Raw genomic sequence first — 22,696 nt, 5'->3', positions numbered from 1 at the left:
GACTATTCGGTTCTTAAAGAGTTTACAGGGTTTTTTAGAGCAGTTTTGATGGTTCTAAAACTTATCAGGATGGTGGAAAAAACTAACATTCCGATGGCACTAAGGGCAAAGACCCACCAGGAAAGTTCGGTTCTATAGGCAAAATCCTGTAACCATTCATTTAGGAGCCAGCCTGCGATAGGAGCAGCGATCACAAAAGCAATAAGTACCAGCACAAGGAAATCTTTACAAAGCAATAGATTAAGCTGTGCCAGCGAAGCCCCAAGAACCTTTCGGATTCCTATTTCTTTGGTTCTTCGATTTATAGTATAAAGTACCAGTCCCAGCAATCCCAGGCTACAAATAAGGATCGAAAGCCCCATTGCCCAATTAAGAAGAGTCGAAAGCCGGCTTTCACTTTGATAGAACCTTTTGATGGATTCGTCTACAAAATGCATTTCAAAATTCTCTCCCGGGAACACCTCGTTATAAGCTTTTTCTATTTGTGTAATGGTATTTTGTAATTGCCCAGAACCTGCGCTGGGCAGCATTATGTGGATATCCCTAAACCTAGGCCAATCCTTACGGTAGGTATCGCCGGTAAGCGCCATAGGATTAATGCCAGATCTTAACGAACGCTGATTAAAATCTTTCATCACCCCTACGATCCTATAATCATCTTCTACTTTTAAAATTTGCCCTAGGGCCTTTTCGGAATCTTGAAATCCTAAGGCATTCAAGGCCGTTTCGTTAATGACTAATTCTTTAATGGTATCGTTTAATGGGAGCCTACCAGCCAATAATGGAATTTCATAAATGTTAAGATAAGCTGAATCGCCATACAAAAATTCAATCTCGGTATTAATTTCCCGATCCCCATTCATAAAATTTACACCAGAAGAATGCGTGCTGTTAGAGGCCGGTGGCATGCCCCCCATACTGATCTTATCTATGGCAGGAATACGTTTAAGTTTATTATACAGCACCAGGTTCTTATCAAAACCCCTGTAGGACCATGGCGCTTGCACATAACCTATGGCCTGGGTTCTAAAACCCATGTCGGATTGCATCAAAAACCGTGTTTGTTTGCTCACCAGTAAAGTTGCAATAAGAAATCCTTGCGCAATGGTGAACTGAAAGACAGTAAGAAACTTTCTTAAACCTGCCTTACCCGGCGCTGTAGTCACCTGATTTTTTAATACGCGTACCGGTTTAAAACGGGTAAGTACAATAGAGGGGTAAACTCCAGAAAGGAGCGTAACGAATAAAATAAGAAGTACACCACAAACAAGGACAAGAGGTTCTTTAAAAACCGAGAATGATAGGCCTGCTGGTATAAAATCTGAAAAAACTTTTAAAAGCCAGTAGGACAATAAAATAGAAATTATTGCAGATAAGATCGTTAAAACCAGAGTTTCGCCCATAAACTGCATTACCAATTGCTTTTTAGAGCTTCCCAAAGTCTTTCGTATTCCTATTTCCTTGGCACGTTGCGTTGCCTGAGCCGTATTGAGGTTTATAAAATTAACACAACCCAAAAGCAGCAGAAAAACGGCTATTATAGAAAGACCCCAGATTGCAGATTTGTTTGAAGTATATTCTGTAAAGCTGAAAATCCCTAATTCCTGATCAAAATGGAGCTCCTTAAGGGGTTGCAGTTTGAAAAGACGTTGAATATTCATTTGTTTGTTGTAGTCAGACTCGTGTGCCGCTGCAATATCATTCAGTTTCTTTTGTAAAACGTAAGGGGTCTTTTTATTTATCCTTACAAATAACTGTGAACTGTTACTGGTGCTTCCCCAATTATCATTGAAAACCTGATCGGACATGTCGGTTGCCTTTGCCGTTTCTAAAGAGAAGAATTCTTCAAAAATAAAATCTGTTCTTTTGGTAAAATTCGCTACAATTCCACTCACTTCCACAAGGATAGAATCGTTATATACCAGTTGTTTTCCTATTAAGTTCTCTGCAGGGATATTTGGAAAATACTTTTCAGCCCGGGCTTGAGTAAGCACGACTTTATTGGGTCCACCTAGTGAAGTTTGAGGGGAGCCTGCAAGCCAATTGTATTGAAAAACATCAAAATACTCCGGATCTGTAAATACGGTATATTCGGGTTCTTTAAAAATAATGCCATTTTCGGTATTCTTCACATTAATAAAACTTCCGGTATACAAAGTGGTAGCCTGCTCCACATCAGCGATCTCTTCTTTTACAACCTGATGCAACGGGATGCTAACACCTGCGTTACCGTAGGTTCCCTCAGGTGAATTAAAAACCGTCTTGATCCTGTAGATGTTGTTAGCATTTTTATGAAAATCATCAAAGGTGAAATCATAATAAACCATTAAGCCTATAACAAAAGAGGCACTAAAACCTATCGCAAGACTAATGATATTGATTGCAGAAAAGATCTTTGAGTTCCAGATATTCCGCCAGGCGATTTTGATATAGTTTTTGAACATGGCTTTATTCTGTTTTGATGTTTTTTACCGGATTTGACAGAGCTGCTTTAATGGCTTGTGAACTTACGGTTAGTAAAGTGATAAAGATGATTACTATTCCTACAAGAGCAAAAACCCACCACTCGACGCCTATATTATAGGTGTAGTTGTTTAGCCACCTGCTCATTGCGTACCATGCGATTGGAGAGGCAATAAAAAACGAAATAAGTACCAATTGTAAAAAATTAGAAGATAAAAGAGTTACAAGCTGGGCGATATTGGCACCTAATACTTTTCGTATTCCAATTTCTTGGATTCTACTATGTACCATATAGGTTGCTAAACCAAATAACCCAAGACAGGATATAAATATGGTTAGGCCTGCAAAAAGAGCTGATAAAGAGGCGGTACGTTTTTCAGATTCAAATTTATTAGCATATTTTTCATCGACAAAATGATATTCAAAAGGATAATCTTGATTAAATTTTTTAAAGATTTTTTCAGCGGTCGCAAGGTTTTCGCTTATACTGTTTTTAGAGTTCAATTTCATATGCATCACCCCAAACCAACGAGAAGGGCCACAGATCATCATGGGTTGGATAGGTTCGTAAGGAGATTGAATTATAAAATCCTGTATAACCCCAACAACTTTCCAATTTGTGTTGCTATCACTAACAATAGCTCCTATAGGGTTTTTCAATCTCATTTTTTCAACAGCCGTTTCATTTAATAAAATAGCGGTACTGTCTGAAGGGTAAGTATTAATATCGATATCTCTGCCAGCAATAATTTTGGTTCCTGTAGATTTTGTAAAATCGGTATCGGCGCTCATAATAGTAAAGCCTGTATCATGATCGGCTTCGGTGCTTCCGTTCCAACTAAACCCCCAACTATCACTATATTGCTCTGTAATTGGACTAAGGGTTTTGGTTACTGCGACTACAGCATTACTTTGTAGTAACTCATTTTTAATCGATAGGTAATTGCTCCTAATATTATCATCTAAAATGGTATAAATTAAATTTTCCTTTACATAACCTGTATCTCGTTGTTGCGCATAGTTAATTTGGCGGTTAATAATGATAGTACATGTTATAAGCAGAATAGCAAAAGTAAATTGAGAAACAACAAGTATTTTACGTGGCATGATGATATCTTTTATGCTACTAATTTTGCCTTTTAAAACTTTAGCAGGCTGAAAGGAAGACAGGTAAAATGCAGGATAACAGCCTGCTAAGAGTCCTGTGAATAAAATGAACCCGATAATTAGTAACCAAAATGTGAAATTGGTATAATCAATATGTAGTGACTTATTTACTAATTGATTAAAGGGATTAAGGAAACTAAATACAAGAAGTAAAGCTAAAATACCTGCAAAAAAAGTAATTAGAATACTTTCTCCTGTAAACTGCAAAATAAGATTTCTTTTTTGTGCTCCTACAACTTTACGGATCCCTACTTCTTTGGCTCTTTTTTCACTACGAGCGGTACTTAAATTCATAAAATTGATACAAGCAATAAGTAGAATAAAAATGGCAATAACACTAAATAATCTAACGGTAATTATTTTTCCTGCCACTAATTTTCCATTTTCACTTTTTGAATAAAGCCATAACTTTTCTAGCGGCCAGCTAAAAACTTCGGTACTGGATGGATGGGCACTTTCTTTGGTATGATTTATAGTGATTTCTTTTATATGCTTGTCAAAATCAACTTGTGAGACGTGCGGTTTTAATTGCACAAAAGTTTGTACAGAATTATTTCCCCAGTAACTATCGTCCCAACCGTTAACTTTCATATAATTCCACGGTAAGATAAAATCAAAGTTAAAACGAGTGTTGTTTGGTAAATCTTTGAGAATTCCAGCTACTTTATATACATGGGATTGCTCTACCTGAATGGTTTGTCCCATGGCATCATTATCATCAAATAATTTCTTTGCTAATTTCTGAGTAATAACAATTCCTGAAGGATCTTTTAATATGGAAGATTCATCACTGTCATATAACGGAAATGAAAACATTTGTAAAAAATCTACATCGGTTATGATTCCTGTAGTTTTAAACTTTTTATTACCTACTTTTAGCCAAAGATCCTCATTAGGATCAACTCTGGCTACATGGGATACTTCAGGATAATCTTCCTTTATTGTTTTTCCCAGAATTTTAGGTGTGTTACCCCAAGCCCAGTTTTCACCATCAAAGGTATCTCGATTGTAGAGTTTATAAATATTTTTCCCATTTTCATGAAATCGATCATAACTTAATTCATTTTCAATCCAAATCAATATGAGAATTGCACTTGCCATACCTACAGCGAGTCCACCAATATTAATTACCGAAAAAGCTTTATTTTTCCAGATGTTGCGCCAGGCGATTTTGATATAGTTTTTTAGCATTGCTTTTTAATTTTATTGGGTTGCCTACCTCACGGGTTTTTAACCCCTGTGAGGTTTAGGCCTTATTCTGTTCTTAGTGATTTCACAGGGTTTGTTATGGCTGCTTTAATAGCTTGTGAGCTAATCGTTAGTAATGCGATGAATAACGTTAGTATCCCAGCACCGGCAAAAACCCACCAATCGAGATTCGTTTTATAAGCAAAATTTTGTAGCCAGAATTGCATTAAATACCAGCCAACTGGGATAGCGATAATGCATGAAATGGCAATCAATTTTAAAAAGTCTTTGGAAAGTAGCGTAGTAATTTGTGCTACTGAAGCGCCTAAAACTTTGCGGATCCCTATTTCTCGTTTTTTAAGTTGTGCGGTATACGTGCTTAGCCCAAAGAGTCCCAGGCAAGAAACGAAAATGGCCAAAATCGAGAATATTTTAAACAGCTTTCCTGTTCTGATATCATCGCGATACATGGTTTCGTATTGTTTATCCAAAAAGGAATAATTAAATGGAAAACCAGGATTATAGGTATTCCAAATTTCTTCAATAGCCACCATACTTGCAGAAATATCACCATCTGTTGTTTTTATGTACATACGATATGGGTCAGGGTCATAATACATCACTGCGGGTTGAATTTGATTTTTCATGGAAGTAAAATTGAAATCTTTTACTACTCCTGTAATGATGCCTTTAGTGTCCCAAAGTTCGAAGCTTTTGCCAATAGGATTTTTAATTCCGGCTTGTTTAACGGCCGTTTCATTCAGTATAAAATGTAAAGAATCTTCAGCACGACCTTTAAAATTTTCCCCTGCCAAAAGCTGCATTTTCATCATTGGGATAAAATCTTTGTTTATACCAATAGGATGCACGATAAAATCGCTTTGTGGATCTTTGCCATCCCAATTGGTATCTCCGGTAGTCATTCCATTATTTACGATGTTACTGTTGCTAAAGGAAACCCCGGCGATATTGGGCAAATTTTCAACTTGATTTACAATAGCTTCTTTATGAGAGCGCATTTTAGAAGACATATAAAAGTTAAGCACTTGCGAGCGATCGTACCCGGGATTTTTACTGGTAATAAAATCCAGTTGTTTCCCAATAATAATAGTGCTAATGATAAGGATTACTGAAAATGAAAACTGAAGGCAAACCAATACCTTTCTAAATGTTCCTGCGCCAACACCAGTGATCACATTTCCTTTAATAGCTTCTAGCGGCTTAAATGAAGATAATAAGACTGCCGGGTAAATGGAAGAGGCGACTAAGGTGGAAACAAACACCACCCCGATCATTCCCCATAATTCGGGCTCAAGAAAATTAAAATGGATATCTTTTCCTGCAACCTGATTAAAATAAGGGGCTAATAAATAGATTAGCCCCATTGCTAAGACAATCGCTAATAAAAAGAAAATACACGACTCAATAATAAATTGTATAAAAAGTTGACTCCTGTCTGCCCCAATAAGTTTACGTAAACTAACCTCTTTGGCTCTTTGTATAGATCTTGCCGTATTAAGGTTCACATAGTTTATACAAGCGATAGAGAGGATAAGCACTAAAACAATCCCAAAAATGCGAACTGTTTTAATACGTGTTGGATCACCACCATAACTGTAAAGATTCATTTGCTGAATAGGCTGGAGGTAATACGAATCTTTTTCGCCACTTAGATGAGCATTGGGATCTTTAGCTTGCTGTATTTTTGTAAGTTTTTGAATCACTTTTTCTTCGGAAGCATCTTTCTGAAGCTTTAAATAGGTTACAAAATTGAAGTTTCCCCAATCACTGTTCATTGATTTCCAATAACCTGTACCGTCGTAGTTTTCAGAAAAAATCAACATTGGGAAAAACAGCTCGTAATCTAAACTTGAATTTTTCGGAATATCTTCAATGATTCCGGTTACGGTAAAATTATCTTTATAATCGGCAGCGATGGTTTTGCCCATAGCTTCTATAGTTCCAAAATATTTTAGGGCTGCTTTTTTTGTAATGATAACCGAATTATTGCCTGAAAAAGGAGCGGATGAATTTCCATCGATAAACTTCAGGTTAAAGACATTGAAAAATTCAGGATCAATAAAAGCCCCACCTCTGGCTTCGAATTTGTTTGATGAGGTACTAAAAATTCGGTAACCATTAAAATCCATTATTCTAGTTGCGTTTTCAACCTCTGGAATTTCGGTTTTGGCGTAATATGCTACCGGGCCAACAGAGCTTCCCCATGTTTGCGAATTTTCGCCACTGCTTAAGATACTGGAAACTCTATAAATATGTGATGAATCACCAATTTTGTTATAATTTAATTCGGCTTTAATCCATACGGCGATAAAGATGGCCACACAAAGGCCCAGTGATAAGCCCAGCAAACTTAGTCCATTATAAAACTTGGATTTCCAAAGGTTTCTCCAGGCCGATTTTAGATGAATTTTAAACATAATTTTTGTTTTGAATAACGATTGATGTATACCCCTAGAATTTTTAAAAATGTTGATCCCAGCTTAAAATATTCTCTTTTGATGATAAGAGATTAGATGATTGATGAATGACCCCTTAAAATGTCTAGTGTTGGTATTCTGCGAGTATATTTTCGGTTACTTTTTGTCCGTCTAACATTCTGATGATTCGATGACTGTACTTTGCGTCGTGTTCGCTGTGAGTAACCATGATGATGGTGGTTCCGGCAGCGTTGAGCTCGGTTAATAAATCCATAACCTCGTTACCATTGCTGCTATCCAGGTTTCCGGTAGGCTCATCGGCAAGAATAAGCTTAGGGTTATTTACTACGGCACGGGCAACGGCTACACGTTGTTGTTGCCCGCCAGATAATTGTTGCGGGAAATGCTTGCGGCGGTGCATAATTTGCATTTTCTCTAAAACTTCATGCACCCGTTCTTTACGTTCTGCTGGTTTTACGCCTGTATAAATTAATGGCAGCTCTACATTTTCGAAAACGCTAAGCTCATCGATAAGGTTAAAGCTCTGGAAAACAAAACCAATATTGTGTTTTCTAAGATTCGCTCTTTTACGCTCATTAAATCCGGCAACTTCGATCCCATTAAAAATATAGCTGCCGCCATCAGGATCATCAAGAAGCCCTAAAATATTAAGCAATGTTGATTTTCCGCAACCCGATGGCCCCATAACCGAGACGAATTCTCCTTCTTTTACTTCAAAAGAAAGCTTATTAATAGCAATGGTCTGTACTTCGTCTGTACGGTAAAACTTTTCGAGATCTGTTATTTTTATCATGATGAATGTATTAGTCCTTAATAATTATGTTTAAAAGTATGGAATTTAGTCTTTTAGCACCAGCTCCTGAATATCTTCATAATTGCTGTAGCTTGAGGTAATGACCCGGTCGCCCGGTTCTAAACCTGAAAGTACTTCGTAATATTCGGTGTTTTGGCTGCCTAACTGAATATCGGTTTTATAAGCAATACTGCCGTCTTCACTTAACTTAAAGATCCAGTTCCCGCCGGTTTCCTGAAAAAACCCTCCCTTAGGAATAAGCACAGCTTCTTTTTCCTGGCTCAATGCTACCCGGATTTGCAGTGTTTGCCCTCTTCTAATTTTTTGTGGAGCGTCTTCCAGAAAGGTCATATCTACCTGAAACCTTCCGTTTGCCACCTGAGTATAGACTTTCTTTATTTCCAGCGTATAACTTTTTCCGTCGAAATTAAAACTTCCCTGCTGCCCGGCGTAAATTCGGGAAATATAATGCTCATCTACATCTACACGCACTTTATAACCGCTAATCACGTCGATTTGTCCCAGGCGTTCACCTTTAGATTTAGACTGACCAATTTCAGCATCTAAGGAAGTCAGCTGCCCATCTACCGGGGCTCTTACGATAAGGTCTTCAACTTTTTTACGCATTAATTCTAAGGCTTTTCTTGTTTTTTCGTAAGATTCTCTTGCCTGTACATTTTCTTGTTTAGATGAAATAGAATCCTGCTGTAGCACTCTTTCGGTTAAGGCTAAACGGTCTTTTTGATAATTGTAATTGTTTTTGGTTTCCAGATATTCCTGTTCAGCAACCGCACCTTTTTCAAATAGTTTTTTATTCAGTTTATATCTTCTTTCCGCTTCTCTAAGACTGCTTTTTACTTCAGTTAGTTGATTGAGCTTACCAATCGTATTCTCCCGAGACGCATTTTGTGTGCGCTGCATTTGTGTAAGCAGATTATAAACCTGGGTTTCCTGATTCACTAAACTCAACTCTAAATCGGTATTCGATAATCTAAGGATAGGCTCTCCTTTTTTCATCATTGCGCCGTCCTCAACAAATTTTTCCTCTACACGACCACCTTCTAAAGCATCCAGGTAAATGGTGGTAATAGGCATCACTACTCCGTTAACCGGAATGTTCTCCTGAAAAATGTCTTTTTTAACGCTGCTTATACTAATTCGTTCTTTTTCAACATTAAGTCGGGTGCTACCACTTGAGGAGAGTAATACAAAAACGATAAGCCCCACTAAAAGTATAATACCAATAATCATGGCTATTTTCTTAGGAGTAAATCGTTTTTTTTCTATAGGTATATCCATTTTGATTGATGTTGTCTAATTGATATTGGTTATTATTTGTATTGTTTTTCTAGATTGAAAATTTTCACATGCTCTTAAAACTATGTTATAATGATGCCAAAATCGTAAGTGTCTGAATTTAAATCATTTAAATTTTTATGCAGAAGGAAAAGTGTTCGTTTTTAAGACACTATCTGTTCGAAAACAAAACAAATTCGAGCAGGATTAAATTTCTAAAGTCATTTTTATTTATAGGTAATAGAAAGTCGTAATATTGTAGGTATGCAATTGAAGAATGCGAACATACTGGTTATAGATGATGATCCCGATGTGTTAACTGCATTACGGATTATGCTGAAATCGTTGGCAAACAAAGTCGTTACCGAAAAGAATCCGAATAATATCGCCGCTCTTTTAGAACAGGAAAAATTTGATGTCATTATTCTGGATATGAATTTTAACGGAGTGGTAAATACTGGTAATGAAGGAATTTTTTGGCTGAATAAGATTAAGCAGATCGATAAAAAGGTAGATGTTATTTTAATTACGGCTTATGCCGATATTGATTTGGCGATACGTTCTTTAAAAAAAGGAGCTTCAGATTTTTTGGTAAAGCCCTGGAAAAATCAAAAAATGATTGAGGCCTTAAAATCGCTGGTTGAAAAAAAGTCAGTAAAACCGCAACTATCCAGACCTACTGCTGCCGGAAATAAAATTATTGGCGAAAGTGAAGAAATGCAGCTGGTATTTGAAAAACTTAAAAAAGTAGCGCCTACAGATGCGAATGTGTTGATCTTGGGTGAAAATGGGACCGGTAAAGATTTGGTTGCCCGAGCGGTACACGATCAATCCCTTCGGAAGAATAAGCCATTCGTAAAAGTAGATGTGGGTGCACTGACGGAGAGTTTGTTTGAAAGTGAACTTTTTGGATATAAAAAAGGAGCATTTACCGATGCGCGTGAAGATCGAAAAGGACGTTTTGAAGCGGCCAACGGCGGTACACTTTTTCTAGATGAAATAGGGAATATTAGTTTACGCCAACAGGCAAGATTGCTTACGGTTTTACAAAACCGAACCATTACTCCGCTAGGATCCAACGAAAGTATTCCTATTGATATTCGGTTAATTTGCGCTACAAATTTAGAGCTGAGTGATCTTGCTGATGAAAATACGTTTAGAAAAGATTTAATTTACCGTATTAATACGGTAGACCTTATGGTGCCACCACTTCGGGAGCGTGGTACCGATATAACCCTACTTAGCCGATATTTTACCGATTTATATGCTGAAAAATACTTTAAAGCACCATTTTCATTCGATAAAGATTTCTTTAGTAAGCTGAAATCACATTCTTTTCCGGGGAATGTTCGGGAGCTCCAGTATGTGTTGGAAAGGGCCGTGATTATGGCTGATGGTGATACCCTGGCTGCTGAAGATTTAGTTTTTTCAGGATTAGAAAAATCGATACCAGCAGCAAACGGAATTCAGGAAACAAATCTTGAAACGGTAGAAAAACAAACGATTTTAAAAGTTATCGAAAAAAATAAAGGAAATATTTCCAAATCGGCTAAAGAATTAGGGATTACCAGGGCAGCTTTGTATCGCAGACTCAATAAATATGACTTATAAAAGGTACAGTTTAGGTCTTTTGCTAAGATTGGTGATTTTAACGGGGGCTTTAACTGCCGTAGCTTTCGGAATTAGTCTACACCAAATGGTATTGCTTGTTTTAGGAGCTATCCTATCCTTAATATTATTTTATAACCTGTATAAATTTATAACCCGTCGTTTTAATGCGATGGACGATTTTTTTGAATCGGTTAAATACAACGATTTTTCAAGACGCTTTGTAAGCAAAGGTGCTCCTGAAGACCTGGCACGCCTTCATAAAGGTTTTAATCTGATTAATGACAAAATTAGAGAGATCAACTCGAATAAAGAGGCACAGTATCTTTATCTTCAGAAAATATTAGAAATGGTAGATGTTGGGATCATTTCTTATAATCAAAAAAACGGAGATGTTCTTTGGGCAAACGAAGCAATCAAGAAAACACTAAGTATTCCTTCCTTTAAAAATATTAAGTTTCTAAAAAGCCGAAAACCGGAATTATTCGAGACTATTTTTGAAATGAGTCATCTTACCGGGAGTTCAATAAGCATCAAAGTAAATGGCGAAAAGCTAAAAGTTTTGGTTTCTGAAACGGTTTTTTATGAAAATGAACATTCGTTTAAGATCATTTTACTACAAAATATTGATGAAACCTTAAATCAAAACGAATCTGAAGCCTGGAAGAAATTATTGAGTGTAATGACGCACGAGATTATGAATTCTATCGCGCCAATTTCTTCGCTGGCCGATACGTTGCAATATCAGGTAAGAGAAAACCTTAAAAATCCCGAAGAAAATACTTTAGATATTTTAGATTTAAATGAAGCGATTGGAAGTATTAAAAAGCGGAGTGAAGGTTTAATGAAATTCGCGAAAACCTACCGTAGCCTAAATAAGGTGACTCATATTAATCGTAACAATGTTTTTGTAGAAGATCTTTTTGCATCGATAGAACGATTAATGAAGCCTTCTTTAGCAGCTAAGGATATAATGTTAAACTTCGATCTTTCTAATTCACAATTACAGGTGAAAATCGACAGTTATCTTATCGAACAGGTGCTAATTAATTTAATTGTAAATGCACGGGATGCGTTACAGGATATTGAAAACCCAGAAATTTATGTGACCGCTAAATCCACTACAGACGGTTACACAATTATAAAAGTAATTGACAATGGTAATGGTATTCCGCCAGAAATTCAGGAAACCATATTTGTTCCTTTCTTTACCACCAAAAAGAATGGTAGTGGTATCGGCTTAAGTTTATGTAAGCAAATTATGATGTTGCATAAAGGGAAAATCCAAATTCATAGTGAAGAACATAAAGGGACGTCGATAAGTCTTTTGTTTTAAAATAAAAGTGTATTTAGTCCTTATCAGCTTCTATTCGAATCATAGAGATACGTCTTATACCTGTAAATAATTTCCTATTAATACGAGTAAAAAGTGTTACGAAATCGAAATAGTTTGTTTTAAGCGATAATTAGTGATATTCAACGAAAAATTCTGTTTTAATCATTGATTATAGATAATTTAGCGAAAAATTTAAAACCTTTACAAAGAGTTTTACGTTAATTTATTAACAAGAAGTTTTAGGTCGATACTTTTAAAATTAAATTGTGCTGTAGGAAAAGTTATATGAAAAAGAGATTTTTAATACTAACCATACTTCTTTTTAGTATTACAACCAATCCGGTTTTTGCTAACGATGGTTCAGATCCACCTAATCCAGGAAAGGCAGCAGAAGATGACGGCCTACCGCCCCCACCTGGTAGAAATGTACCCATTGATTCCAATCTAAGTTTTCTTTTGGTCGGAGGATTATTTATTGGAGTAACTTATATTTTTAGATCTTACTCTAAGAAAGTTCAGTAATTCTTTTTACGTATTTTCCAATAACATCAAATTCGAGGTTTACGATTGTCCCATTTTCTATTTGCTTAAACGTAGTGTTTTCAAAAGTATAAGGGATAATTGCTACAGAGAATGAATTTCTTTCAGAATTAACAACCGTTAGGCTTACGCCGTTTATGGTGATAGACCCTTTTTCTATTGTAATGTTATTTAGCGAAGGGTCATATTCAAAAGTGAATTGCCAGCTGCCATCGATATCTTTAACCTCTATACATTTTGCGGTCTGGTCTACATGTCCCTGTACAATATGGCCATCAAGTCGGTCTCCAAGTTTCATTCCTCGTTCCAGATTCACATGGTCACCTTCAGCCAGGTGATTTAAGTTAGTTTTGTTTAATGTTTCCTGAATGGCCGTAACGGTATAGCTATGATCTTTAATAGAAACCACTGTTAAACATACGCCATTGTGGGAAACACTCTGGTCAATTTTTAATTCGGGTGTCATTGCTGCTTCTACCTCTATATGAAGATTAGTATTTTCTCTAACTAATTTCCTTATTTTTCCTACTTCTTCTACAATACCGGTAAACATGGATTCTATAATATTGGTTACATTTGTATGTAAAAGTAAAATATATATTCGAAGGAAGTATGAAACATCCTAAAAAGATAAAAGTAGGAATTAGTATAGGTGACTTGAATGGAATTGGAAGCGAAATTGTACTGAAGACTTTTGATGATTCCAGAATGCTGGACTTTTGTACTCCTGTAATTTTTGCTTCAACCAAGATTATCACTTTTTTAAAGAAAAAATATAAACTGGCAATTAACTTTCAAGGAATCGATAGTGCAGAACATGCGATCGATGGAAAAGTAAATATTGTAAATGTTTGGAAAGAAAGTGTGACGATTAATTTTGGGGAAGAAGATCCTAAAGTTGGGGAGTATGCTTTTAAATCTTTAGAAGCTGCTACAGAAGCTTTAAAGAAAGATGAAATTGATGCGTTGGTTACGGCGCCCATTAATAAGCATACCATCCAATCAGATAAATTCAATTTTCCGGGTCATACTGATTACTTGGCGAAAGAACTACAGGGGGAGAGCCTTATGTTTATGATTACCGATAACCTTAAAGTAGGATTATTCACAGATCATGTAGCTTTAAAAGATATAGCCAATGTGATTACTCCGGAATTAATAAAAAAGAAAATTGCTATTATTCAGCATACGCTTAGGCAGGATTTTAGAATTCAGAAACCAAAAATCGCTGTGTTAGGTATTAATCCTCATAGTGGTGATAATGGCGTCATAGGCAAAGAAGATGAAGAAGTTTTAAAACCAACTTTAAACGAAATTCGTGAAAGCGGAGAGTTGGTTTTTGGTCCATTTTCTGCAGATAGCTTTTTCGGATCAAAAAATTATAAGAATTTTGATGCCGTAATTGCTTCCTATCACGATCAGGGATTAATACCTTTTAAAACACTATCCTTTGGGCAGGGGGTTAATTTTACAGCAGGATTAAGTAAGGTAAGGACCTCACCCGATCATGGTACCGCTTTTGAAATTGCGGGTACAAATTCTGCTAATATTAATTCCTTTAAAGAAGCTGTTTTTAAAGCAATTGATATTTATAAATGCAGAGAAGAATATAAAAAACTCACAAGAAACCCGCTAAAAAAGCAGAGCAAAAAGATATAAACAAAAAATTGTTTATAAAAAGCTTTTAGTTGATTTTATTTTTTATCTTTGCAGCCGCCTTTGTAAAAGGGCGAAAACTCAAAACTGAGGACGAAATGAGGAAAATGAAAGCCTATACGATCCCTTTTGTGGGGTTAAAGCTTGGGAAACACCAGTTTGAGTACGAGGTTGACAATGAGTTCTTTGAGCATTTTGAGTACGATGAGTTTAACAGTGCCGATGTAAAAATCGATCTGTTATTCGAGAAAAAGACAACCATGATGGAGCTTACGTTTAAAGCTTCCGGGACGGTAAATGTAAATTGTGATATCACAAACGAGCCTTATGATCAGCCAATAGAAAGTAGTTTATTCTTAGTGATCAAGTTTGGGGAAGAGTTTAATGATGATAACGAAGATTTACTTATCATTCCGCATGGGGAGTTCGAGATCAACGTACAACAATATATTTACGAACTTATTGTTCTTGCAGTACCAGCAAAAAAGATTCATCCCGGCGTTGAAGACGGGACGTTAAAATCTGATGTGTTGGATAAACTGGAGGAACTAAGCTTAGGCAATAAAGAAAAGAAAGATGGGGACGATATAGATCCCCGATGGGATAAATTAAAAAATTTACTAAACGATTAAATAATAGTAAGCCATGGCACATCCAAAGAGAAAGATATCTAAAACCAGAAGGGATAAAAGAAGAACTCATTATAAAGCAACTGCACCACAAATTGGTATAGATCCTACCACTGGTGAGGCACATTTATATCACAGAGCTCACTGGCATGAGGGTAAATTATATTACCGTGGTCAGGTGTTAATTGATAACACAGAGGAAGTAGAAGCTTAATTTTGATTAGGGCTTCAAAGAAATATACAGAAACTCTCACAACGTGGGAGTTTTTTGTTTTTAGTTGATTAAGTCCCAAAAAGACCTTAATTTGCACCCCTGTTTACAGAAATTTTAGTACATTTCTCAAATTGTTTGTACACTAACGAGCTGCAAACAAGGTGTATAAATTCAATTCTATGAATAAAATCACAGCAGCCATAACAGCTGTAGGTGGCTATGTGCCAGAAGATGTGTTAACCAACAAGATGTTGGAAGAGATGGTAGAAACCAATGACGAATGGATTACTACCCGAACTGGAATTAAGGAAAGAAGAATTTTAAAAGACCCCAATAAAGGAACTTCATATTTGGGGATTCAGGCAGCTAACGATCTTATCAATAAAACAGGTTTAGATCCTAAAGAAATAGACATGGTTATTCTTGCTTCAGCAACCCCGGATATGCCGGTGGCTGCGACAGGAGTTCATGTAGCTTCACAAATTGGAGCAATAAATGCCTTTTCTTACGATTTGCAGGCAGCTTGTTCAGGCTTTTTATATGCGATGTCTACAGGCGCTGCATATATAGAATCGGGTAGATATAAAAAAGTATTGGTGATAGGGGCAGATAAAATGTCTTCAATTATCGATTATACAGATCGTACGACCTGTATAATTTTTGGTGATGGTGCCGGTGCTGTATTAATGGAGCCCAACGAAGAAGGTTATGGCTTACAGGATGAGATTTTGCGTAGCGACTCTATTGGTAGGGATTCTTTAAGAATCGAAGCAGGAGGCTCACTTTTACCTCCTTCTGAAGAAACCATAGCTAAAAAACTGCATTACGTAAAGCAAGATGGTAAAACGGTATTTAAATATGCCGTCTCTAATATGTCTGGAGTAAGCGCTCAGATTATGGAACGTAATCATCTTACAAATCAAGATGTAGATTGGTTAATTGCACACCAGGCAAATAAAAGAATTATTGGGGCCACTGCCAGTAGAATGGGTGTAGAAGACGAAAAAGTATTGATGAATATCGAAAGATATGGTAATACCACTTCTGCAACTTTACCTTTATTACTTAGCGATTACGAGAAAAAATTTAAAAAAGGAGATAATCTAATATTTGCTTCATTTGGAGGTGGTTTCACTTGGGGAGCTACATATCTTAAATGGGCTTATAATTCTTAAATAACACCCTTATTATTATGGATTTAAAAGAAATTCAGAATTTAATAAAGTTTGTTGCCAAGTCTGGTGCCAGTGAGGTAAAACTGGAAACCGGTGATGTGAAAATCACTATTAGAACGGGCTCAGACGAAAAAGAAACCACAGTTGTGCAACAAGTGCCAATGGGTGGACAGGTACAACCGCAAATGCCCGTACAACAACAGGCACCTGCTCCTGCACCGCAGGAAACTGCTGCACCTAAAGAAGAAGCTAAAGCAACCGAAGATACTTCTAAATACGTTACTGTAAAATCTCCGATCATCGGAACTTTTTACCGTAAGCCTTCGCCAGATAAACCTGTTTTTGCAGAAGTTGGAGATACCATAAAAGAAGGAGATGTACTTTGTGTGATAGAGGCGATGAAACTTTTCAACGAAATTGAAAGTGAAGTTTCTGGTAAGATCGTAAAAGTACTGGTAGACGATTCGTCTCCGGTAGAATTCGATCAGCCTTTATTTTTAGTAGATCCTTCTTAATTCTTACCAATTTTTGCACAGGAAAAATTTTCCTGTAAATAAAAACCACAGGTATGTTTAAAAAAATATTAATTGCCAATAGGGGAGAGATCGCAATGCGTATTATCCGTACTTGTAAAGAGATGGGGATAAAAACGGTAGCGGTTTATTCTACTGCAGATGCAGAAAGTCTTCACGTAAGATTTGCAGATGAAGCTGTATGTATAGGTCCTCCTCAAAGTAGTTTATCGTATTTAAAGATTGCCAATATTATTTCAGCGGCAGAAATCACGAATGCCGATGCGATCCATCCAGGATACGGATTCCTTTCTGAAAATGCCAAGTTCTCTAAAATTTGTGAAGAGCACGATATCAAATTCATCGGTGCCTCGGCAGAGATGATTAATAAAATGGGAGACAAAGCGACTGCAAAAGCTACGATGAAAGCTGCAGGAGTACCATGTGTTCCCGGTTCAGAAGGAATTTTAGAAAATTTTGACCAATGCCTTAAACTGGCTAAAGAAATAGGTTTTCCTGTGATGCTTAAAGCTACTGCCGGTGGTGGTGGTAAAGGAATGCGTGCTGTTTGGAAAGAAGAAAACCTTCAGGCAGCCTGGGATTCTGCTCGACAGGAAGCTGGTGCTGCTTTTGGCAACGATGGCATGTATATGGAAAAGCTTATCGAAGAGCCGCGCCATATCGAAATTCAGATTATTGGAGATCAAACCGGTAAAGCCTGTCATCTTTCAGAAAGAGACTGTTCAGTACAACGTCGTCACCAAAAATTAACCGAGGAAACTCCTTCTCCGTTTATGACGCCTAAACTGCGTAAGCAAATGGGAGAAGCAGCCGTAAAAGCTGCCGAGTATATTAAATACGAAGGTGCTGGAACCGTAGAATTTCTGGTAGACAAACACCGCAAATTCTACTTCATGGAGATGAATACCCGTATCCAGGTAGAGCACCCAATTACCGAGCAGGTGATCGATTACGATTTAATCCGTGAGCAAATTTTAGTAGCGGCAGGAGTTCCAATTTCAGGAAAAAATTACGAACCGCAATTACATTCTATCGAGTGTAGGATCAATGCTGAGGATCCTTATAACGGTTTTAGACCATCGCCAGGAAAAATTGAGACACTGCATACGCCAGGTGGCCATGGGATTCGTATCGACACCCATGTTTATAGCGGATATATTATCCCGCCGCATTACGATTCTATGATCGCTAAATTAATTACTACGGCACAAACCCGTGAAGAAGCGATTAATAAAATGAAGCGTGCATTAGACGAATTTGTGATCGAAGGAATCAAAACAACCATTCCTTTCCATAGACAGTTAATGGACGATCCAAGATATGTGGCCGGGAATTATACCACCGCATTTATGGATGATTTTAAAATGAATCCCATAGAAGAATAGTCAATATCGATTTTATATATAGCAAGCCTCGTTTTTACGAGGCTTTTTTATGGACTAATATTTAGCAATTTCCTTAAACTATTCAGAAAATTTACTTGCTTCTGCCTAATTACTGCTGAAATTATAAAAGTTTGTGTAATTTCAGATTATAAATTTTAAGCATGAATTTTTCGTATTGGGAGCAAAAAAGCTGGCTTTCTGATGTAGATTTTGTGATCGTGGGCAGCGGTATTACCGGTTTAAACTGTGCGCTCCAACTTCATAAAGATTACCCGGGTGCTACTATTTTAATTCTTGAAAACGGACTCTTGCCAGAGGGAGCGAGTACAAAAAATGCAGGGTTTGCCTGTTTTGGAAGTCTTTCTGAAATCTTAGAGGATCTTAAAGTACTACCGGAAGAGGAAGTGGTCGCTTTAATTCAAAAACGGGTAAATGGCTTAAAATTACTTCGGAAGAATTTGGGCGATGAGGAAATTGGATATAAAAATCATGGCGGATATGAAGTTTTTCTGAAAAAAGACAAAAGCCTCTTTGAAGAATGTGAGGCTGAAATGCCCAAGATCAATAAAATGCTTCAGGAAGTTTTTGAAACCGACTGTTTTTCGATTTCTGAGAATAAATTCAGGTTTAAAAATACTATGGAAAAGCTCATCTTTAGTCCGTTTGAATCCCAGATCGATACCGGGAAAATGATGAGCGAATTATTGCGAAAAATTTATAAAAAAGGTATCCGAATTTTGAATAATATTGCCGTCCGAAATTTTGAAGATCTGGGGAATAAAGTGGTGGTGAAAACAACGAATTTCGAGGTGGAATGTAGAAAGTTATTTATAGCTACAAATGGTTTTGCTTCTAAGTTTGGGATCACTAATGTAAAACCGGCAAGAGCGCAGGTTTTGGTTACAAAACCTATAGAAAACCTTCAGATTAGAGGAACATTTCATTTAGATAAAGGTTTTTATTATTTCAGGAATATTAATAATAGATTACTTTTTGGTGGCGGTAGGAACCTGGATATAAAAGGTGAGGAAACTACCCAATTTGGGCAAACAGAAATTATTCAGCAAAAATTAGAAGAGCTCTTAAAAACAACGATTTTGCCAGATCGGGAAGTTAAGATCGACCAGCGCTGGAGCGGAATTATGGGAATGGGAACAAATAAGAAACCCGAAATAGGGCAATCATCGGAGAATGTCTTTTACGGTGTAAAATTAGGCGGAATGGGGATCGCCATAGGCAGTTTAGTAGGAAAAGAACTGGCAAAAATTAGCGAATGATAAAAAGAATATTTTGGTTTATATCAAAGGTTATAGGGTGGTTTTTTCTAATCACGTTTTTGCTTGTCCTTTTTTTTAAGTGGGTTCCATTGCCGTTTACACCCCTCATGGCGATTCGGTATTTTGAGCATCCAGATGAAGAAATTAAGCATGATTGGGTACCCATTGAAAAAATTTCAAAAAACCTGCAACTGGCCGTTATCTGTAGTGAAGACCAGAATTTTGAAAATCACAGTGGTTTCGATTTAGAAGCGATTCAAAAAGCGATTGAAAACAATAAAAAAGGAAAGCGCGTTCGTGGCGCCAGTACCATATCGCAGCAAACCGCCAAAAATGCCTTTTTATGGCCGGGCAGAAATTATGTGCGCAAAGGACTGGAGGCCTATTTTACGTTTTTGATAGAACTTTTATGGAGTAAAGAACGTATTCTGGAAGTCTATTTAAATAGCATTGAAATGGGGAAAGGCGTTTACGGGGCACAAGCTGCTGCACAAAACTGGTTTGGCAAGGAGGCAGTAAATTTAAGTCCGGCAGAAGCTGCTGCGATAGCGGCTATTTTACCAAATCCACGAGAATATCGCGCTAATCCTGCCAGTAGTTACGTAAGCCAAAGAAAAAGTTGGATTACCCAGCAAATGAAGTTTTATGGCGAATTTGATCTAGATAAACCAAGAAAAGTAAAAGAATAACACCTATATTTTGACGACAAAAGACCATTTGTACACCATGTGCGAAGAGTATGTGGAATCCCGAATTCAGCGTATTTTAAGATCCCTTAAGGATCTTGAAGAAGATATGGAAAGCGAAGGGAAAAACAGTGCCGGGGATAAATATGAAACCGGTAGGGAGATGATGAGCGAAGAGTGGAATAAATTATCCAATCAGCTTAGAGAATTCAAGCAACAAAAAGATACACTAAAATTAGCCAAAAACAGAGAGGCTTCTAAACGTGTTCAGCTGGGTTGTTTAGTGAAAACTTCGGCCTCCAATTATTTTATAAGTATTCCGGCAGGAAAGATGGAACATGATAATGAAAGCTTTTATGCGGTAGGTGGGAATTCTCCCGTAGCTAGATTATTAATGGGAAAGACGGAAGGCGAGGAATTTGAATTTAACGGAATTAGAAATACTATTATCAGCGTCGAATAATTAATTTTTCCGTTTTTCAATAAGTGGTTTTGAGATCACAAAATATACAGGAGCGCCGCTAGGGATAGCCGAACGATGTTCTGCAAAAATGGTTTTTCCATTAAGATCGGCTTCAATTAAATAATTATTCCCTTTAAAGTATGAGTTGATCACAGTGGCTTTAATTGGTGATTTCCGGCTCACTTTTATTTCTTCAGGATAAAGGATAATTTTTTTTCGGGAAGTCTCATTTTGAACAATATCCTTAAGCATCACTTCATTAACATCGCCAAACAATGAGGCAACATATTTGTTTGGCGGATTGTTATATAAGTCTTCAGGACTTGCCTTTGCATAAATTTTATGATCTTTTAAAACCATAGTCGTATCGGCAAAAGAAAGCGCGTCGGTTATATCGTGTGTGGCGATAATACAAGTGATATTCTGCTCTTTTAAATACTTAAAAACTTTACGCCGAAGATTATTTTTTCTGAAATGGTCGATATGACTAAACGGTTCATCTAACAAGACCATTTCTGGCTCTTTGGCAAGTGCCCTGGCAAGCGCTACACGCTGCTGTTGGCCACCGCTTAGAAGCTTAGTTTTTTTATCGGCCATATCTTCCATTTCTACCACTTCCAGTAATTCCTGAATACGCTTTTTCTTTTTTACAGGATACATATTGCTTAGGTATTTCCCCACATTATCGGCAACACTTAGCGGAAGCATGAGATCGAAATCCTGTGCCAGGTATTTAATGAAATCTTCACCAGGCACCAAATTGAATTTAGGCCCCAGTAACTCTTTATCACCCCATAAAATTTTACCATCCGTATGCAGCAAGCCATAAATAAGCTGAAGCAGCGTACTTTTACCGCAACCACTTTCCCCGATTATAGAAATATTTTCTCCGCGTTTCGCTGTTAAATTAATATTTTCTAAAACCTGTTCTCCATTTTCGTAAGCAAAGGATACGTTTTCTAACTTCAGCATAATAAGGTGTCGTTTTAGGAAAGTTGAAGATACCCAAATTTGAAAGTTTTGGAAACAAAAAAACCGCCAGATTTTTATCGAATTTTAAAACCTGGCGGGAATTATTTTAAATTCTCAATGCCTGAGAACAAAATGATATTTCTGTCATCTCGACCCTGCCTCGCCAGCATTCAGGCGAAGGGGAGAGATATCTTTTTGGAAAGTTGTTCTGGCTGAGATTTCTCCGTTCCGCTGCGCTCCAGTCGAAATGACAAAGCCCGGTATTATTGCTTTCCCTTCTATGAAATGTAATCATTGTTTCTCCTAAATCTAACCAACACAAACATAGGGTTACTAGTTTGTTCGTGAGCTCGATAGGAAGATGCTGTCATCTCGACCCTGCCTCGCCGGCAGGCAGGCGAAGCGGAGAGATCTCTTTTTGGAATGTTTGTTCTGGCTGAGATTTCTCCGTTCCGCTGCGCTCCAGTCGAAATGACAAAGCCTGGTATTATTGCTTTCCCTTCTATGAAATGTAATCATTGTTTCTCCTAAATCTAACCAACACAAACATAGGGTTGCTAGTTTGTTCGTGAGCCCGATAGGAAGATGCTGTCATCTCGACCCTGCCTCGCCGGCAGGCAGGCGAAGCGGAGAGATCTCTTTTTGGAATGTTTGTTCTGGCTGAGATTTCTCCGTTCCACTGCGCTCCAGTCGAAATGACAAAGCCCGGTATTATTGCTTTCCCTTCTATGAAATGTAATCATTGTTTCTCCTAAATCTAACCAACACAAACATAGGGTTGCTAGTTTGTTCGTGAGCTCGATAGCTAGCTATCGTGAGACACGGAAACATATGTTGAATTTCAAAGCTTTACTGA

At 37.2% G+C, this 22,696-nt stretch carries 18 protein-coding genes; 11 read left to right on the top strand and 7 right to left on the bottom strand.

From position 1 onward, the window contains the following. Positions 1-2: 2 nt before the first annotated feature. The 5 genes from L1967_RS01640 to L1967_RS01620 all read right to left on the bottom strand — a co-directional run bounded on the left by L1967_RS01640 (position 3) and on the right by L1967_RS01620 (position 9,369). Positions 3-2,444, bottom strand: coding sequence for an ABC transporter permease (locus L1967_RS01640; RefSeq protein WP_249599973.1), 2,442 nt, complete (start codon positions 2,442-2,444; stop codon positions 3-5). A 4-nt stretch (positions 2,445-2,448) separates the two neighbouring features. Further along, on the bottom strand, positions 2,449-4,821 hold the full coding sequence (locus L1967_RS01635) for an ABC transporter permease (RefSeq protein WP_249599972.1): 2,373 nt from the start codon (positions 4,819-4,821) through the stop codon (positions 2,449-2,451). Positions 4,822-4,883: 62 nt separating this feature from the next. Further along, the gene (locus L1967_RS01630; RefSeq protein ID WP_249599971.1) at positions 4,884-7,256 is read right to left on the bottom strand and encodes an ABC transporter permease; all 2,373 of its coding nucleotides are present in this window, start codon (positions 7,254-7,256) and stop codon (positions 4,884-4,886) included. 124 nt (positions 7,257-7,380) lie between these two features. Further along, positions 7,381-8,070, bottom strand: a complete 690-nt coding sequence (locus tag L1967_RS01625; protein ID WP_084842275.1) for an ABC transporter ATP-binding protein — start codon at positions 8,068-8,070, stop codon at positions 7,381-7,383. 45 nt (positions 8,071-8,115) lie between these two features. Further along, entirely contained in the window at positions 8,116-9,369 is a 1,254-nt protein-coding gene (locus L1967_RS01620) for an efflux RND transporter periplasmic adaptor subunit (protein ID WP_249599970.1), read from the bottom strand. Positions 9,370-9,630: 261 nt separating this feature from the next. On the opposite strand from L1967_RS01620, the gene L1967_RS01615 reads away from it, so the two are divergent. Together L1967_RS01615 and L1967_RS01610 are read left to right on the top strand one after the other, a co-directional pair. Next, on the top strand, positions 9,631-10,977 hold the full coding sequence (locus L1967_RS01615; protein WP_249599969.1) for a sigma-54-dependent transcriptional regulator: 1,347 nt from the start codon (positions 9,631-9,633) through the stop codon (positions 10,975-10,977). Beyond that, positions 10,967-12,310 (top strand): sensor histidine kinase, encoded by a 1,344-nt coding sequence (locus tag L1967_RS01610; protein ID WP_249599968.1) that lies wholly within the window; start codon positions 10,967-10,969, stop codon positions 12,308-12,310. The genes L1967_RS01615 and L1967_RS01610 overlap by 11 nt, the downstream gene beginning before the upstream one ends. Positions 12,311-12,815: 505 nt before the next feature. On the opposite strand, the gene L1967_RS01605 is transcribed toward L1967_RS01610, so the two are convergent. Beyond that, positions 12,816-13,403: a riboflavin synthase gene (locus L1967_RS01605; RefSeq protein WP_249599967.1), complete on the bottom strand. Its 588-nt coding sequence runs from the start codon at positions 13,401-13,403 to the stop codon at positions 12,816-12,818. A 59-nt stretch (positions 13,404-13,462) separates the two neighbouring features. Here L1967_RS01605 and pdxA point away from each other — a divergent pair, with 59 nt between their 5' ends. The 9 genes from pdxA (at position 13,463) to L1967_RS01560 (ending at position 20,868) form a co-directional block, all read left to right on the top strand. After that, complete coding sequence (gene pdxA, locus L1967_RS01600) at positions 13,463-14,509, top strand: 4-hydroxythreonine-4-phosphate dehydrogenase PdxA (protein WP_249599966.1); 1,047 nt, start codon at positions 13,463-13,465, stop codon at positions 14,507-14,509. Positions 14,510-14,604: 95 nt separating this feature from the next. Further along, complete coding sequence (locus tag L1967_RS01595; protein ID WP_249599965.1) at positions 14,605-15,138, top strand: YceD family protein; 534 nt, start codon at positions 14,605-14,607, stop codon at positions 15,136-15,138. A 13-nt stretch (positions 15,139-15,151) separates the two neighbouring features. Beyond that, positions 15,152-15,349, top strand: coding sequence for a 50S ribosomal protein L32 (rpmF, locus tag L1967_RS01590; RefSeq protein ID WP_013073983.1), 198 nt, complete (start codon positions 15,152-15,154; stop codon positions 15,347-15,349). Between the two features lie 179 nt (positions 15,350-15,528). Next, complete coding sequence (locus tag L1967_RS01585) at positions 15,529-16,524, top strand: beta-ketoacyl-ACP synthase III (RefSeq protein WP_249599964.1); 996 nt, start codon at positions 15,529-15,531, stop codon at positions 16,522-16,524. 17 nt (positions 16,525-16,541) lie between these two features. Beyond that, positions 16,542-17,039 (top strand): acetyl-CoA carboxylase biotin carboxyl carrier protein, encoded by a 498-nt coding sequence (gene accB, locus L1967_RS01580; protein ID WP_249599963.1) that lies wholly within the window; start codon positions 16,542-16,544, stop codon positions 17,037-17,039. Positions 17,040-17,092: 53 nt separating this feature from the next. Then, complete coding sequence (gene accC / locus L1967_RS01575) at positions 17,093-18,442, top strand: acetyl-CoA carboxylase biotin carboxylase subunit (protein WP_249599962.1); 1,350 nt, start codon at positions 17,093-17,095, stop codon at positions 18,440-18,442. 161 nt (positions 18,443-18,603) lie between these two features. Beyond that, the gene (locus tag L1967_RS01570) at positions 18,604-19,719 is read left to right on the top strand and encodes an NAD(P)/FAD-dependent oxidoreductase (RefSeq protein WP_249599961.1); all 1,116 of its coding nucleotides are present in this window, start codon (positions 18,604-18,606) and stop codon (positions 19,717-19,719) included. Next, positions 19,716-20,408, top strand: a complete 693-nt coding sequence (gene mtgA, locus L1967_RS01565; protein ID WP_249599960.1) for a monofunctional biosynthetic peptidoglycan transglycosylase — start codon at positions 19,716-19,718, stop codon at positions 20,406-20,408. Before L1967_RS01570 ends, mtgA begins: the two co-directional genes overlap by 4 nt. Positions 20,409-20,418: 10 nt before the next feature. Continuing rightward, positions 20,419-20,868 (top strand): GreA/GreB family elongation factor, encoded by a 450-nt coding sequence (locus L1967_RS01560; RefSeq protein ID WP_249599959.1) that lies wholly within the window; start codon positions 20,419-20,421, stop codon positions 20,866-20,868. Here the strand turns inward: L1967_RS01560 and L1967_RS01555 are convergent, their stop codons facing one another. Beyond that, complete coding sequence (locus L1967_RS01555) at positions 20,869-21,840, bottom strand: ABC transporter ATP-binding protein (RefSeq protein ID WP_249599958.1); 972 nt, start codon at positions 21,838-21,840, stop codon at positions 20,869-20,871. It lies immediately after the preceding gene. Positions 21,841-22,696 lie beyond the last annotated feature (856 nt).

The sequence above is a fragment of the Zunongwangia pacifica genome (assembly GCF_023499215.1).
Classification (GTDB): domain Bacteria; phylum Bacteroidota; class Bacteroidia; order Flavobacteriales; family Flavobacteriaceae; genus Zunongwangia; species Zunongwangia pacifica.
Note: the sequence above shows the minus strand (reverse complement) of the source record. Positions and strands in the feature narration are given on the sequence as shown.

Bases quoted from the DNA above. Each gene is read 5' to 3' on its own strand.
- L1967_RS01640 (WP_249599973.1), bottom strand. From the start codon at position 2,444: ATGTTCAAAAACTATATCAAAATCGCCTGGCGGAATATCTGGAACTCA.
- L1967_RS01615 (WP_249599969.1), top strand. From the start codon at position 9,631: ATGCAATTGAAGAATGCGAACATACTGGTTATAGATGATGATCCCGAT.
- pdxA (WP_249599966.1), top strand. From the start codon at position 13,463: ATGAAACATCCTAAAAAGATAAAAGTAGGAATTAGTATAGGTGACTTG.
- L1967_RS01605 (WP_249599967.1), bottom strand. From the start codon at position 13,403: ATGTTTACCGGTATTGTAGAAGAAGTAGGAAAAATAAGGAAATTAGTT.
- mtgA (WP_249599960.1), top strand. From the start codon at position 19,716: ATGATAAAAAGAATATTTTGGTTTATATCAAAGGTTATAGGGTGGTTT.
- L1967_RS01635 (WP_249599972.1), bottom strand. From the start codon at position 4,821: ATGCTAAAAAACTATATCAAAATCGCCTGGCGCAACATCTGGAAAAAT.
- accC (WP_249599962.1), top strand. From the start codon at position 17,093: ATGTTTAAAAAAATATTAATTGCCAATAGGGGAGAGATCGCAATGCGT.
- L1967_RS01620 (WP_249599970.1), bottom strand. From the start codon at position 9,369: ATGGATATACCTATAGAAAAAAAACGATTTACTCCTAAGAAAATAGCC.
- L1967_RS01625 (WP_084842275.1), bottom strand. From the start codon at position 8,070: ATGATAAAAATAACAGATCTCGAAAAGTTTTACCGTACAGACGAAGTA.
- rpmF (WP_013073983.1), top strand. From the start codon at position 15,152: ATGGCACATCCAAAGAGAAAGATATCTAAAACCAGAAGGGATAAAAGA.
- L1967_RS01630 (WP_249599971.1), bottom strand. From the start codon at position 7,256: ATGTTTAAAATTCATCTAAAATCGGCCTGGAGAAACCTTTGGAAATCC.
- L1967_RS01555 (WP_249599958.1), bottom strand. From the start codon at position 21,840: ATGCTGAAGTTAGAAAACGTATCCTTTGCTTACGAAAATGGAGAACAG.
- L1967_RS01595 (WP_249599965.1), top strand. From the start codon at position 14,605: ATGAGGAAAATGAAAGCCTATACGATCCCTTTTGTGGGGTTAAAGCTT.
- L1967_RS01570 (WP_249599961.1), top strand. From the start codon at position 18,604: ATGAATTTTTCGTATTGGGAGCAAAAAAGCTGGCTTTCTGATGTAGAT.
- accB (WP_249599963.1), top strand. From the start codon at position 16,542: ATGGATTTAAAAGAAATTCAGAATTTAATAAAGTTTGTTGCCAAGTCT.
- L1967_RS01585 (WP_249599964.1), top strand. From the start codon at position 15,529: ATGAATAAAATCACAGCAGCCATAACAGCTGTAGGTGGCTATGTGCCA.
- L1967_RS01610 (WP_249599968.1), top strand. From the start codon at position 10,967: ATGACTTATAAAAGGTACAGTTTAGGTCTTTTGCTAAGATTGGTGATT.